9 protein-coding genes are annotated in these 15,544 nt (G+C 40.7%); all 9 read left to right on the plus strand.

Annotated elements, in window-relative coordinates; all coding sequences use genetic code 11:
* Positions 1-20 precede the first annotated feature (20 nt).
* The 9 genes from LI112_RS11520 (at position 21) to LI112_RS11560 (ending at position 15,451) form a co-directional block, all read left to right on the plus strand.
* Complete coding sequence (locus tag LI112_RS11520) at positions 21-773, plus strand: tRNA1(Val) (adenine(37)-N6)-methyltransferase (protein ID WP_005423918.1); 753 nt, start codon at positions 21-23, stop codon at positions 771-773.
* 36 nt (positions 774-809) lie between these two features.
* Positions 810-1,649 (plus strand): 16S rRNA (cytidine(1402)-2'-O)-methyltransferase, encoded by an 840-nt coding sequence (gene rsmI / locus LI112_RS11525; protein ID WP_055066474.1) that lies wholly within the window; start codon positions 810-812, stop codon positions 1,647-1,649.
* A 167-nt stretch (positions 1,650-1,816) separates the two neighbouring features.
* A complete protein-coding gene (locus LI112_RS11530; RefSeq protein WP_227190759.1) occupies positions 1,817-2,344 on the plus strand; it encodes a hypothetical protein in 528 nt (175 codons plus the stop codon).
* 299 nt (positions 2,345-2,643) lie between these two features.
* Positions 2,644-2,976, plus strand: coding sequence for a hypothetical protein (locus LI112_RS11535; RefSeq protein ID WP_049940392.1), 333 nt, complete (start codon positions 2,644-2,646; stop codon positions 2,974-2,976).
* Between the two features lie 167 nt (positions 2,977-3,143).
* Positions 3,144-4,370 carry a bacterial transcriptional activator domain-containing protein gene (locus LI112_RS11540; RefSeq protein WP_227190760.1) on the plus strand — a complete coding sequence of 409 codons (1,227 nt, stop codon included), beginning with the start codon at positions 3,144-3,146 and terminating at the stop codon, positions 4,368-4,370.
* Positions 4,371-4,569: 199 nt separating this feature from the next.
* Positions 4,570-7,518 (plus strand): hypothetical protein, encoded by a 2,949-nt coding sequence (locus LI112_RS11545; protein WP_227190761.1) that lies wholly within the window; start codon positions 4,570-4,572, stop codon positions 7,516-7,518.
* A 293-nt stretch (positions 7,519-7,811) separates the two neighbouring features.
* Positions 7,812-7,985: a hypothetical protein gene (locus tag LI112_RS11550; RefSeq protein ID WP_005423923.1), complete on the plus strand. Its 174-nt coding sequence runs from the start codon at positions 7,812-7,814 to the stop codon at positions 7,983-7,985.
* On the plus strand, positions 7,982-8,449 hold the full coding sequence (locus LI112_RS11555) for a hypothetical protein (protein ID WP_227190762.1): 468 nt from the start codon (positions 7,982-7,984) through the stop codon (positions 8,447-8,449). The genes LI112_RS11550 and LI112_RS11555 overlap by 4 nt, the downstream gene beginning before the upstream one ends.
* A 120-nt stretch (positions 8,450-8,569) precedes the next feature.
* A complete protein-coding gene (locus tag LI112_RS11560) occupies positions 8,570-15,451 on the plus strand; it encodes a VWA domain-containing protein (RefSeq protein ID WP_227190763.1) in 6,882 nt (2,293 codons plus the stop codon).
* Positions 15,452-15,544 lie beyond the last annotated feature (93 nt).

Raw genomic sequence — 15,544 nt, forward strand, 5'->3', positions numbered from 1 at the left:
AGAAGGAGATTCTAAATCCCATGGAAAAAAATCCGCAGAATGATCTGGTATATCCGGGAGAACGGGTTGATGATCTTCAGAATGGTCTGTATGTGATACAGAATCCGGAAAAGTTCTGCTTCGGAATGGACGCAGTTCTGTTATCTGGATTTGCAGATATCCGACAGAATGAAAAGGTTCTGGATATGGGAACCGGAACGGGAATCATTCCTTTTCTGCTGAAAGCCAAAGACAAGGGTTCACATCTGACAGGACTTGAGATCCAGGAAGAATGTGCAGATATGGCGAGACGAAGCGTATCGTACAATCATCTGGAAGCTGATATTGATATTGTATGCGGAGACATAAAGGAAGCTGCTGAAATTTTTGGAGCAGCTTCTTTTCATGCAGTGACAAGCAATCCGCCCTATATGATCGGACAGCATGGCCTGCAGAACCCATACATGGCAAAAGCAATTGCAAGACATGAGATTCTCTGTACACTGGAAGATGTAGTGAGCCAGGCAGCAGCAGTGCTGAAAGACAGAGGTCGTTTTTATATGGTCCACAGACCTTTCCGTCTGGCAGAAATCTTTCAGGTTCTCATGAAATATAAACTGGAACCCAAGAGAATGCAGCTGGTGTACCCGTACATAGATCGTGAACCTAATATGGTTCTGATCGAAGCACGAAAAGGTGGAAATTCCAGAATAACGGTGGAGCGACCATTGATCGTCTATGAGAAACCAGGTGTTTATACCAGTGATATTCTTGAAATATACGGAAGAGTATAAAAGAATCAAATAATCTGAGAGAAAGGGGATTCCCGGATGAGTGGAAAATTATATCTTTGTGCAACCCCAATCGGAAATCTGGAAGATATTACACTTCGAGTACTCCGCACATTGAAGGAAGTGGATCTGATCGCGGCAGAAGATACCCGAAACAGTATTAAACTGCTGAATCATTTTGAAATCAAAACACCGATGACCAGTTATCATGAATATAACAAGATTGAAAAAGCATATACGCTGATTGAGAAGATGCAGAACGGTATGAACATTGCACTGATCACAGATGCCGGGACACCGGGAATTTCGGATCCGGGTGAAGAACTGGCTGCTATGTGTTATGAGGCTGGAATCGAAGTAACATCCCTTCCGGGGCCGGCAGCATGCATTACCGCGCTTACATTATCGGGACTTCCTACCAGACGGTTTGCTTTTGAAGCATTTCTTCCGATGGACAAAAAAGAGCGCAAAGAAGTTCTGGAAGAGCTGGTCAATGAGACCCGGACGATCATTTTGTATGAGGCTCCGCATAAACTGGTCAGGACACTGCGTGATCTGAGGGAAACACTTGGAAACCGCAGAATGACACTTTGCAGAGAACTGACAAAGAAACATGAGACAGCCTTTCATTCAACGATTGATGACCTGATCACACATTATGAGAAAGAAAAACCGCTCGGAGAATGTGTGCTGGTCATCGAGGGCAAAAGCCGTCAGGAACTGAAAGAAGAAGCAGTGGCCTCGTGGGAAGAGATTTCCATAGAAGAGCATATGGAAATCTATGAAAAACAGGGAATGTCCAGAAAAGATGCCATGAAACAGGTCGCGAAAGACCGCGGTGTATCAAAAAGAGACATATATAGCTATTTGATGAAATAGAGATGCAATAAAGATGCCCACCAGCGAATTTGAGAAGAAAATTCACCGGTGGGCATCTTTGATTTGTTGTTTTGGGAGCTACAGATGCCTGGCCGGGGTTGGAAGCATCTGCAATTTGCTGGAATTGGATTTGTAGATGCCTGGTCGGGGTCGGAAGCATCTGCAATTTGCTGGAATTGGATTTGCAGATGCCTGGTCGGGTTCGGAAGCATCCACAATTTGCTGGAATTGGATTTGCAGATGCCTGGCCGGGGTTGGAAGCATCTGCAATTTGCGGAAATTGGAGCTGCAGATGCCTGGCCGGGGTTGGAAGCATCTGCAATTTGCTGGAATTGGATTTGCAGATGCCTGGTCGGGGTCGGAAGCATCTGCAATTTGCTGGAATTGGATTTGTAGATGCCTGGTCGGGGGCGGAAGCATCTGCAATTTGCTGGAATTGGATTTGCAGATGCATATCCTGGGGGCGGAAGCATCTGCAACTTGCTGGAATTGGATTTGTAGATGCCTGGTCGGGGTCGGAAGCATCCACAACTTGTTGGAATTGGATGTGCAGATGCCTGGTCGGGGTCGGAAGCATCTGCAACTTGCTGGAATTGGATTTGCAGATGCCTGGTCGGGGTTGGAAGCATCTGCAACTTGCTGGAATTGGATTTGCAGATGCCTGGTCAGGATCGGAAGCATCTGCAATTTGCTAGTATTGGAGCTGCAGATGCCTGGTCGGGGTTGGAAGCATCCACAACTTGCTGGATATGAATTTGCAGATGCCTATCACCAAGTTGATATTAAGAATCCTACAACAATTGCGGTGGGATTGTTTTTTATGTCGAAAAAAGAGCAAAATGTTCTCGTGGACTTGCGGAGCATATTGTGCTAAAATATAACAAAGCATCACATTTCTTTTGGTTCTTTACAGGAAACTGTATCTTATTATCTTCGGCCGTTCGGTCGTAACAGAGAAATCAACCGTTTTCACACAGATCTGCGGGAAGTACTGTTGTATATCAAATATTCGAAGGAAAAAGAAAAACTGGTTGACCTGATCCAAACCGATGACGGATTTCAGAACATGAAGACAGAAACGGTAGTCATGCTGAATACACTTACTAACTCAAAACTGAAATTCAATGAAGAAAAGGAGGAAACAAGTATGTGTCTTGCAATTGATGAATTACGGGAGGAAGCAAAACAGGAGGGAATTGAATTTGGACGAAGAGAGTTGATTGAGAAAATGCTTATGAATCATGAAACTATGGACAAGATAAAAGAGTATACCGGTTATACTCAGGAAAAAATAGATGAGATAGCAAAGGAATTATCTGCTAGATAGAGCTTAAAAGACTGTTGTTATTAGCGGATTGAATAATAATAACAGTCTTTTTTTGTGTATTTTGGTGGTAGAACTTTAATATATTGAGTGATATGCTAAATAAGGATAAGTCTAATCAAAATGAAAAGACAAGAAACAGAACACGATATCTGTTGAAGGAGAAAAGTATGAAAAATATACTGAAAGTTCGAATGTTAGGTGGATTTACACTGGAATATAAAGGAAAAGAACTGGTCCTGGACCGTAACAATGTATCAAAGACCACACAGCTGTTTCAATTATTACTTCTACATACACAGGATGGAGGAATCTCCAAAGCAGCACTCATCGATGCCCTGTATGGCCGAAGCGATGTCGAAAATAAAAACGGCAGCCTCAACAACACAATATTCAGGCTCCGAAAGCAGCTCACCGCAGCGGGGCTTCCGGGAAGCAGTTACATCAATATAAATGGTGGAATGTGTACCTGGGACCCGGATATCGAAACTTCAGTAGACGTATGCGACTTCAAGCAGACGATCGAATCAGCACGTCACGAAAAATCCCAAAAGACCAAAATGGAAATCTACACCAAAGCATGGAAACTCTATACCGGAGAATTCCTCCCGGATATGATGGACGAGGACTGGGCGGCAGTCGAAAACATCGCATGTCGAGATATGTATTTCGACTGTGTCGAAGAACTGTGCCACTACCTGAAAACCGAAGAAAAATTCGAAGAACTCTACCGTGTTGCACACAGCGCAGCCAAAATCTATCCATTCTACGACTGGCAGATATGGGAAATCGACAGCCTCATCGGAATGTCCCGCTACAAAGACGGCCTCGATGTCTACAAAAGAACAACCAAGCTGATGTTCGACGAACTCGGCCTGTCACCATCTGCCGGAATGCTCGAGCGATTCAAACTTATGGGAGAGCGAACCTCTCAGGCAGCAGGCGCGATCGAAGACATCAAGTACCGCCTCCGCGAAAAAGAATCCATCGAAGGCGCTTACTACTGCACCTATCCAAGCTTCGTGGACGTTTACCACGTGTTCGGCCGTATGATGGAACGAACCGGCATGTCCGTATTCCTGATGCTCTGCACCCTGGACTTTATAAATATCGAGACAGATGACGAAAATCAGAAATACTATTCAGAACTTCTCCGCGAGTCCATTCAGAAAGCAGTCCGTAAAGGCGATTTTTACACCCGATACAACATCCAGCAGTATCTCGTAATGCTGATAGGGATAACCCAGGAAAACTGCACACTCGTATCAAAACGAATCAACATAGAATTCAACAAAAGACTCACCCGCCGCAAGAACGTATCAATCGACTACTACGTTGCCTCACTCGGTGAGGTCTGCGATACAGAGACGACAAACAATGACCGCCGCACTTCATAAAAAATCTTAAATATCCGAAGAGTTTTCTGAGAGAAAATCAGAAAGCTCTTTTTTTCGCCAGTATATAGGAAATATAAAAATATTGCTGTTCACAGTTGCTAGAAAATCACCGGTAACTGATTATGTGAAAGCTCTGTTCATTTGTCGAATGTTGTAGTAATATAGAACCACATCAGAGAGAATACATAAGGAGAGAACTATGAAAAGAAGAAATGCACAGATTTTATCCATTCTGTTGTCGTTATGTGTATTGGGAACTTCACCTGTCTATGCAGAAGATTTTTCTTCAGACACGATAACAGCAGAGGCGGAATCACAGAATATGGCATCCGATGAGGCTACATCAGAAGCAGAGTTTTCTGTTGAGGAAGATGAAAATCCCGCGACAAATGGGAATCTAAATGGAAATCCCGTGACAAATGCAGATCCTGAGACAGACACAGATGTGACATTGGAAGAAGAGGAACCCGAGAATCAGGAGGAAGCAAATTCAGATGAGTTTGTGGAAGACCAGGAGGAAGCTTTTTCTGATGGAGATTCGGAAACGGAATTTGATGAAGTAGAGGAAGAGGTACAGAATGAAGCCGGAGCACTGACGGAAAATGAAGCAGATGCAGTTGGCTACGGAACTTTACTGGAGGCAGATATTCCGGCTTCGGATTCGGTAAAAACATCCTGCAATTTTTATACCGGAATGAATCTGGAGTCACAGAATTATTCTGTGTGGTCATCGACAGTTAATTCATATCTGACACAAAGCCCGGATGGAGGTCTGATGCGTGTACAGGCCGGGGCAATTGACAGTCAGACACTTCTGATCGAATATTATGACAAACAGTATAATCTGCAGAAGACGATGACTTTACAGCTGAGCCTTCCGATTTTCGGAGCATTCTATGAGGCTGATAATAATTATTACATCCTTACCGGAGCAAACAACCAGGAAAGAGATAAGAAAAAAGAAGTCTATCGGCTTACAAAGTATTCGAAGGACTGGAAGGCGCAGGGCTCCTGTAGCCTTTTCGGGGCAAATACAACACTTCCGTTTCGTGCCGGTTCTGCCAGAATGGCGAGATACGGAAATTATATTTTTGTGAGAACCTGCCATCAGATGTATGATGGACATCAGGCAAACGTGACATTTTCCGTGGATACATCGAATATGTCACTGACAGATGCATTTACAGGAGTTATGAACACGAAGTATGGATATGTGAGCCATTCCTTCAATCAGTTTATCCAGGTGGATAATGGAACACTTGTAGGAAGTGATCATGGAGATGCGTATCCTCGAAAACTCCTAGTATTAAAATATCCGACAGATATCAGCAAAGGCGAATTTGTTCCGTCATATGGTAATAAATGTGCAGAATACACAATGTTCGATATACCGGGGCTGATCGGAGAAAACTACACCGGTGTATCACAGGGAGGCTTTGAATACTCAGATTCTTCTTATCTGATAGCCGGAAACAGTGATACGAATGGAGAGGGTTCAGCAAGAAATGTTTTTATTTCTTCTATACCGAAAGATGGTGGCACTGCAACAGTACGCTATTTCTCGGATTATGCAGGAACCGAGGACAGTGCGGCAACGCCTCAGCTGGTAAAAACAGGCAGCAACAGTTTTGTGCTACTGTGGACAAGCAGAGGATACGTATATTACACGGCTGTGGACGGAAGCGGGCAGCAGGTAGGAAACACACATAAGATGGCGGGAAACCTTTCTGACTGTGTACCGACGATTGCTGACGGTAAACTGATCTGGTATGGATGGAGAAATGAAAATACAGTATTTTATGATATCAGTCTGTCAGATCTGTCTGTTAACCATGCGGTAAGAATACAGAATGGTCATCGCTATAAATATGGAACAATGGCAGCGGATGGTCATGTTGACAAGACATGCAGTGTCTGCGGAGATACAGAGCAGCTGGCAGTTCCGACATCCGTAAATTATACATTTCTGTTTCTGGACAAAGCTTATTTTCATATGAGAGACAGCATGTTCCTGAAAAGTGGAAATAAATACCGGTTAATGTGGGATTATAAATTCAAGAATACTTCTCTGAAGCAGATTTCTGATCTTCAGATCACGAGTTCAGACCCAGACGTTCTGGAAGTGGAATATTCCGGTTCCGAATGGGCATATATCAAGGCTTTGAAATCAGGAAAAGTAACGTTGACAGTACAGGATAAATATAATCCGGAAGCAAAATGCAGTTCCGAGATTTATGTTGATATTCTGGAAGAACCAGCAGTGTATGTGTCATTTGGGGATAGATATGCGAATTATGATGGAACGGAACACAGCGTCGATGTATATATGTACAGTGACATGTTCAAAATGGAAGAAGGCACCGATTATCAGGTTACTTATGATGGAGACAGGGTTAATGCAGGTACCGTTAAGGTAACGGTTACCGGTATCGGAAAATATTCCGGAACAACGACCGGAGAAATGGTAATCAATCCTATAAATGTTATGAATCCACAGGTTTCGGATGCGCTTGCTGCTGACAAATATCAGTATGACGGCAAAGAGAAAAAGCCTGGAATGGTTATGAGTTACCAAGGAATGTCACTGAAGGAAGGAAAAGACTATACACTTTCTTACAGCAACAATGTCCAGCCAGGAACGGCAACTGTAACGGTTACCGGTATCGGAAATTATACAGGAACGCTTTACAGAACCTTTATAATAGAAGGAAAACCATCTGAACCGGCTATTAATACGCCAAAACCATCTCCGGGAACTGTGACAAAGCCGACTGCAAAACCTTCATCTACAACGAAGGTAACGCCAAAACCAACAGCAAAACCAACTCCAAAACCAAAGTCAAAGGCAAAAGCAGTGAAAGCACCGGCAAATACATCAAGGCTTTCGGTAAGATCAAAGGCCAAAGGAAAAGCAACCGTTTCCTGGAAAGCTGTAAAAGGAATCACTTCATACCAGGTGCAGTACAGTAACTACAAGAACATGAAAAAGGCAAAAACAGTAACGCTAAAGAGCCGTTCAAAATCAACGACTCTCAAAAAGCTGAAGCGTAAGAAGTACTGTTATGTGAGAATCCGCACGGTCAAAAAGGTTGGAAAGAAGAATTATTATTCCAAATGGAGTAAGGTAAGAGCAGTAAAAGTTAAATAAGACGCTGCTTTTGTATAAAAGCAGATAAAAATGATTCTGTTACAGAAATGTGACAGAATCTTTTTTTAATAGGAAATTACTCCGCAATGTTCCAATACACCCCCGTCGATCCCCGGCAAATTATCAGAAACATTGTCGAAAAAATATGAAAAAATGTTAAAAAAGCAGAATCACGAAATAGTTGAAGAAATAACCCCGATGCTATAATAAAAATACTCTGAAATAAGTGCGTGTTATCGTGTGGTTAAAAACAAAAATACCGTGATCGGATCTTGACGGAGGATACAAAGCAGATGGAAAAAGGCAAAAAAAAACATACAGGGACATTTGTAATACATGTGAGTCACTGTGATAATGCCACATGGCAGGGCGAAGTGACCTGGGCGGAAGCCAATAAAAAGAAAAGTTTCAGGAGTGCACTTGAACTGATCAGATTGATTGATGGAGCACTGGAGGTGGATGAATGATGAAAGAAAAGCTCAACATTTCTGCTTCCAATATCGTAAATGTCTGCATAGACAACATAGACGGAGTAGAAAGGTCCGGAAGATTTTACTGTTATTACAGTAAAGATCCTATATTCTTCCGAAGTATTCATGAACTCTTCCGCTATATGGAGCGATTCATGAACGAGCTGAACTTTCCTCAGTCATCAACAGAGCTGCGGACATACGAAGACAAACAGCAGAAACCAGCAAATGAAAAAAGAATCTCTTTTACAGAGGTCAGCAACCGTGAACAGATCCTTGAACAGAGAGGAAGCATAGACACCTTGGCTGTATATGTCAGATACCGTCAGAGCGCTACATGGCAGGGAAGTGTCTATCATATGAAAAACAACGAGCGGGAAGATTTCAACAGCGAGCTCGATTTACTCAAAATAATCGAAAATTGTCAAAATAGTACTAAAAATGTTGCTGAAAGCGGCTGACGAAATAGGTGACGAAACAGTTCACCTGTTATAATGTCGTTAAATCTTAAATAAGTTGTACGTGAAGCAGTTAACGATAATTTTTTTATTATCATCATGCATATAATAGGGGATGTTAATATGAAAAGAGAAAATAATAAAAAATTCAAAAAAAGGAAACGGAATCAGAAAAGAAGCCTGACATGTCGGGTGCTCAGTATGATGTTTGCAATCGTGCTGTTCTGCTCGACTGTATTAATAAATACAGACTATGTATCTCAGGCAAGCTCCTTCGATGACATGGTAGACATGGTCGAAGTTGAGGAGGATTCCGCAGCAGTCGATACATCCGAAGATACAGGAGACGATCTCGACACAGATGTGAATTTTGAATCGGAAGAGGGTACGGACGAAACATACAGCGAATCCGATGATTTCGGTTCCAGCGATGTTGACTTCTCATCAGGCGAGAACATGTTCACAGATGGAACATCCGAGAGCAGCGCTCCAGCCGAAGAAGCAGCACAGCCTGTAAGCTGTATCGTAAATCTTAAAAACGAAACAATCGAGGTCAAGGCCGAAGCTCCGGCAGGTGTCCTTCCAAACGGAACACAGATGATCGTCAAGGCTGTCGAGAACAACACCGAAGATGCTGAGCTGACAGACCAGTACAACAAACTGGCAGCCAAGATCACAGAGCAGCTTCAGAGCCAGGGCAAAAACCTCGACGGCTTCCTTGCTTACAACGTATCTTTTACAGATGCAGATGGCAACCCGGTTGAACCGGCAGGCAAAGTTACTTACAGCTTTACTTATAAAGAAGCTTCTTCACCGGAACTGACAGACCCGGCAGCATCTACAGTGACAGCAGCCATGATCAGAACCAACAAAGAAACTTCCGAACTGGAACTGACAGAGCTCAAAGCCGAAGAAGACCAGCTTACAGTTGAAACAAACGAAAGCAGACAGCTCACCAAAGCAGCTTTCCAGTCAGCAGCTACCGCAGCATATACATTTGTATGGAGCAGTACACCGGCAGCAGATGATAATGAAAACACTGAGAATAAAGAAGAAAACGGTGAAGTAAATAACGAAGAAGTTAATGCAGACACCAACACCGAAAATACCGAAGAGAACGGAGAAGAAACCAACACAGAGAATAATATAGAAAACTCTGAGGAAGAACAGAATCCGGAAGAAACACCAGATCAGGAACAGATCAAAATGATCCGCATCACCGCAGACGAAGTTAACCTTCGCGTAGCTCCTTCCACAGAAGCCGAAGTGATCGCAACAGTAGCTACAGACACACAGCTTCCACTTCTCGAAACAGTAACCGGTGAAGACGAATTCACCTGGTACAAAGTTTCCTACGAAGAAGCAGAAGCTTATGTAAGAAGCGATATGGCGGAAGTTGTTGAGACTGAAGAGCAGGGTACAGAAAACGAAGATGCAAATGAAGAAGCAGAAGTTCAGGTCGAAGACGAAGTAACTTACTATAAGACAATCGACAATGTGGTTGTAACTGCAACAGCTGCAAAAGACGTTCTTCCAGATAATGCAGAGTTTGTTGTAACTCCTATCGTACAGGAAACAGACCCTGACAAGTACGCAGAAACAGAAAATAAGCTTAACGAAAAAGCTGAGGAAGATGGATACGAAATCGCAGGTTTCCTTGCATATGATATTTTCTTCCAGGACAATGATGGAAATAAGATAGAACCAGTTGATGGTTCCGTAAATGTTTCCATGCACTACACAGAACCATCCGTGCCTGAAGAAGTTGCTCAGGCATCAGAAACTGAAAACGAAACAGTAGTTTTAACTGAGGAAGATGAACTTAGTCAGGAAGAACCTGCTGTAGAACCAGTAAATCAGATGGCAGTTACAATGATGCATCTGGTTGAAGACGAAGATGGCAATGTTAATGTAGTGGACATGACCCAGGAAGGAAATGCAAATGTAGAAACAGATGAAGTTGGAAGTGTTCAGAAAGCAGAATTTGTTACTGATAAATTTTCTGTGTTTGCACTAGCTTGGCAGGACAGTTTGGATTCAGCTGAGAACCTTAGTACAACAGTAACAATTACAAATAATATTGTAAATAGTGGTGCATTAGAAGCTACCTGTACTTCTGACTCTGTAAAATCCTATACTTGGTATCGAAACTCAAAAAAAACAGGTGAATACACAAAAGTTGATCCTATTAATTACAATACCGGTTCTGAAATCAAAACAAATATTTCTCAGGATCAAAAACAATTATTTCCAGCGTATGATAACGGAGAAGCAACTGGTGCACGCCAATGGTATTATGTAGAAGTTGAACTTACGAACGGGGAAAAAATAACTTCGAAGCCAATTCAAGTAACTTACTTCAGAGAGTTACAAAATGGTGGATTTGAAACCCCTACGGCAACTAGCTATAGTAATCAATATTCTAATGAGTATTATAAAGAAGAAAATGGTGTATGGCAAACAACTGGAACTGGAATCGACGATAAGAAAAATCACGATATAGAAATTGTTAGAAAAGGTATGAGTAATGATAGTAGCTCATATGCTTGGAATAAAGTGTCCGGCAAGCTTTTTAATAATTTCTCTGATAGTTCATCATATACTCCGACTAACGGAAGTTATGATGACGGTCATGATTGGGCAAATGCAGCATATGAACGTAACCAGTTTGCTGAATTAAACTGCGAAGCATCAGGAGCATTATATCAGGATGTTCTTACAAAAGACGGAACAGCATTAAACTATTGGCTTTCACATCGTGCAAGAGGAAAACATGGTGATTCCCCATACGTGTTAAAAAAAGCTTACTGGCCATGGGAAGATGATACATATTATCCAAACGCAAACGTAAAACAGTATGATACGATGTTCTTGGTAATGATGCCAACTAAAACAGCAATAGAGAATAATTTGACCACTCAAACTAATTTGAAAAATTATTTAAGTAACTTAGGGGTTACATACTCTAAAACTGCAACTACGGAAGAAAATGAAGTAGTTTATAATCAGAATGGAATTAAAATAATACGAATTACAAGTAGTAATCAAAACTGGCATCCCATCTTTGCAGCTAATGGTTATATTCCAACATCGAGTCTGACAAGATTTTTCTTTATGGCAGGTACAACAGCAGCAGGTAGTCTTACAGAAGGTAACTTCCTTGATAATGTAGGTTTCTCTCAGGAATTACCACCAGTAGCAGATGATGAATATTCTATAGAAATTAACAAAAACTTCTCTGGATTATCTAGCACACAGATTAACAACATAAAAAATAGCCTGAAATTTGAAATTTCTGTGACAGATGTAAATGGTAATGCGGTTGATGATACTACTGTAAGAAACTTATTTGGGTTAGCTGAAAATGCGCCTCTTGAGATTTCCGGAAGTAACATGACTTCGCAGCCAAATGGAAATTTGAAATATACTTTGGCCAACAAAAAAATAGCATACAGAACAACTTATAACGTAACTCTTACAGAGAAAGGTGCAGATTTAGCTGGTTATCAGCTCAAAACAACAACAGAGACAAAAACCAAAGTTGGTGATGCAGCTGAACAAACAACACAAAATACAACCAGCTTTACATTAACAGGTAAAACGATTGCTACCGTTTCATTCACAAATGCATATGAGGCAGCAAACAAGAAAAAAGTAAACTTCACTAAAGTTTGGGATGACAATAATAATACTTGGAATACCAGACCGGCTAGTTTAACTGTAACCTTGAAAGCAACATATGACGTAGAGGAAAACGGTCAATATGTCACAAAAGATCTTACAGCTCAAGATTTGGGATTAGATACTTTAGATCAAACCTTGACGGATGCTAACAAGACGGATGATAATAAATGGAAATGTACTTGGGAAGTTCCGGTATATAAGGTTATAGATTTAGACACTGGCTTAAAAGTGAAAATTGATTATACGGTAGTAGAAGGAAATGTTGACAGTGAGTATGTATATACATCACCTTCTAATGGAGAAGCTGTTTCCGGAGACGGTAGTGACTACGCATGGGCATGGAAAACATGGAATGCTAATGCGATTACAACAACTTCTACAAACGTTGCTGAATCAAGTTCTGAACAAGGTGTCTTATCAAAAGTTAAAGCAAGAGCTGTAAACATGTTTAGTGATGATGAAACAACAGTTGTTTCTGATTCTACCAATACAACAAGCAAACTTGGCGAACCAGCTCACCGGAAGTATATTACATACAATAAAAATACAAATGACTACACTTTGAATTTGGATGTAACCGGAGCAGAAGGTACTGCAGATGGTGTTGACGTATTATTTGTAATTGACACATCTGGAAGTATGGGTAAAGGAAAAGGCAGCACTTATACCAATTTACTTCCTACAGTGAAAAACTTATTGAATGGTACAAATGGTACAACTGGAATTGTTGATCAGATATTGAATGCCAATGCCAAAAACGCAGTTGCATATGTATCTTTTGCAGGAGTTGACGAAACAAAAACAACGGATTGGTATACAGCAAAAAACAGTACAACTTTTAAAAACAAAGTTAATAACTTAAAAGCAGAAGGCGGTACAAACTGGACCTATGCAATGCAGAAAGCTGATTCTGTATTAAGGAAGCGAACTAATAATAATAAAAAAGTTGTCATCTTCCTTTCAGATGGTAGGCCTACTTATTCAATTAACTCATGGGGAGACGAATATGGTCATGGTAATGCCACAGATGAAGCTTATTATACGGAAGCTATCGACGCAGTTAAAAACTCATCAAAATTAAAGAATGTTAATCAGTTTTATTCTGTATATTTGACAGAAGGTACACAATCAGGTATGGAAACATTCAATAATGGCATCAATAATACAGTGAAAGGTGCTGCAATTGTAGATGGTAGTGGTGATAAACTTGGTAGCGCATTATCCGGTATTATTAATCAAGTGATTCCGACTTATAAAGATGTAGAAATTACTGATACATTAAGTGATTATGTAGAGTTTACAGGTCCTAATCCTGAAATAACTGTAAAAATGGTTGATGCAAATGGAAACGAAACTCTTTTAAGTTCTAGTGGTGATTATACTGTTACCACTACTGGCAAGACTGTTAAAGTTAAATTTAACGCTCCGTTGGTAAAAGGTGCAACTTATACAGTAAGCTTCCATGTAAAACCTACGGAAAAAGCGAACACGGAATTTTCATCTACAGGTTATCCACATACAGGTGATGATGGAACGGGATCTACCAGTGCTAGAAAAAAGGGATTCTTCTCAAACGATACAGCAACATTGGCTTACAAAGTTAATGGTACTGATGAATCTCCAAAAACTGTAAATTATCAGAAACCAGTTGTACAAGTATTACAGCATACTCTTACTTATACAAAAATTTGGAAGCAGCCTTCTGGTGTTAATCCTAATGTGGATTCTATCGATTTGAAGGTAAATTATTCAGATGGTACATCTGGAACTGTAACTTTGAATAAAACAAATGGCTGGACTGCAACGGAAAATGTTCCAGTCACTAAAACTATTGAAAACGTTACAGAAAAAAAACCTGTTGCAGACTACACTGCTTCCTATTCCTATCCGTCTTCTACAGAAGCGGTTGTTACTAATAACTACAGCAAGGTAACAACGAATAAAGTAAAAGTAAAAAAGATTTGGAAGAATGATGGTCCAAAAGAAACTGTTACTGTTGCTCTTATGCAGAGTGAAGTAGATTCACAAGGTATTATAGGTGAGGCAAAGGAACTTTATACAGCTGATTTAACTGAATCTAATAACTGGTCATGCGAATGGACAAATCTTGTAACCGAAAGTTCAGATACAACAAGTATAAAACAATATGTATACGGTGTCGTTGAAAAGAATATTCCGGCAGGATATCAGAGCAACATCGTGTATGATTTCACAACCGATCCTGATGCTACTAATGTAATAATCACCAATACTTATGATGAGAAATGTGCAGATGAAAACTATTACATTGCAAATGTACTTCAAACAGAACAGCTCAATATCAGAAAAGAGTGGGATGATAATAACAATGTAGCTGAACTTAGACCTGGTGCTTTAAACGTAACAGTAGATGATATGCATTTCACATTAAACGCAAACCAGAATTGGGAAACATCTGCAACTGTTTTAAAGAAAAATGCAATAGCAGGCGAGCAGGTAACGGAAGATGCTATAAAGAATTACACAAATACCGGCAAAGAAATTACTCGTGACGATTATGCAACACAAGTAATATTCCGTAATAAACTAGATTCTAAAAACATAACTGTTCAAAAAATATGGCCTGATAATATAGACCACTCTGAGGATTATGTAGAGTTCAAACTGGAAGGTAGCAAAGATGGTGGCCACACTTGGAACGACTTTGGCACATATAATATCACTGAAAATACCACTGGTGATGCTGAATGGACACGTGTAATTGAGAATCTTCCAACCGGGTATGAATACAGAGTTACAGAAACTGATTGTAGTAACCAAAATAATTATGTAAGTGTTGTTACTAATGCTGGTGATACATTTACAATCACCAATACCTTAAAATGGTCAGCTGTGAAAACGAGTGCTGATGATAATGTTGGTCTTTCCGGTGCTGAATTTGAATTGAAGAAGGACAATACAGTCTATGCAACTGGAAGATCTGTTAAGCGTGGAGCAATTACATGGGATCCTAAAACTGTGAATGGAGAAAATGTAAATCTGAACACACTCGATGGAACATTTAAAATTTATGAGACCAAAGCTCCAGCTGGTTATATGAAAAATGACAGTGGTTGGACGGTAGTATTTGAAAAAGGTCTTTTGAAATCATTGGATGGTGCTGAGATCAAGGCTAGTGCAGCAACAGGTGTGGTAATTACACTTACCAACCAGAAAGTCTACACCCTCCCATCAACCGGTGGCAACGGAATTTACTGGTATATGATCGGCGGTATGGTACTTATGTCTACAGCCGCATGGATCTTATATAAAAACAAATGCAGGGAGGTGCTGGGAAAATAATTGTAACGATTGATTTTTTCAGTGGCTCCTTGCCACAAAAAAACGTAATTATCCCGCATAAGGGAACAATAAAAAAAATGGGCAAAGCCCGAT

This window comes from Blautia sp. 210820-DFI.6.14 (assembly GCF_020558815.1).
GTDB classification, from domain to species: domain Bacteria; phylum Bacillota; class Clostridia; order Lachnospirales; family Lachnospiraceae; genus Blautia_A; species Blautia_A obeum.

Excerpts from the sequence above, each read along its gene's own strand:
- LI112_RS11520 (WP_005423918.1), top strand. The coding sequence starts at position 21 with ATGGAAAAAAATCCGCAGAATGATCTGGTATATCCGGGAGAACGGGTT.
- rsmI (WP_055066474.1), top strand. The coding sequence starts at position 810 with ATGAGTGGAAAATTATATCTTTGTGCAACCCCAATCGGAAATCTGGAA.
- LI112_RS11540 (WP_227190760.1), top strand. The coding sequence starts at position 3,144 with ATGAAAAATATACTGAAAGTTCGAATGTTAGGTGGATTTACACTGGAA.
- LI112_RS11545 (WP_227190761.1), top strand. The coding sequence starts at position 4,570 with ATGAAAAGAAGAAATGCACAGATTTTATCCATTCTGTTGTCGTTATGT.
- LI112_RS11550 (WP_005423923.1), top strand. The coding sequence starts at position 7,812 with ATGGAAAAAGGCAAAAAAAAACATACAGGGACATTTGTAATACATGTG.
- LI112_RS11555 (WP_227190762.1), top strand. The coding sequence starts at position 7,982 with ATGATGAAAGAAAAGCTCAACATTTCTGCTTCCAATATCGTAAATGTC.
- LI112_RS11560 (WP_227190763.1), top strand. The coding sequence starts at position 8,570 with ATGAAAAGAGAAAATAATAAAAAATTCAAAAAAAGGAAACGGAATCAG.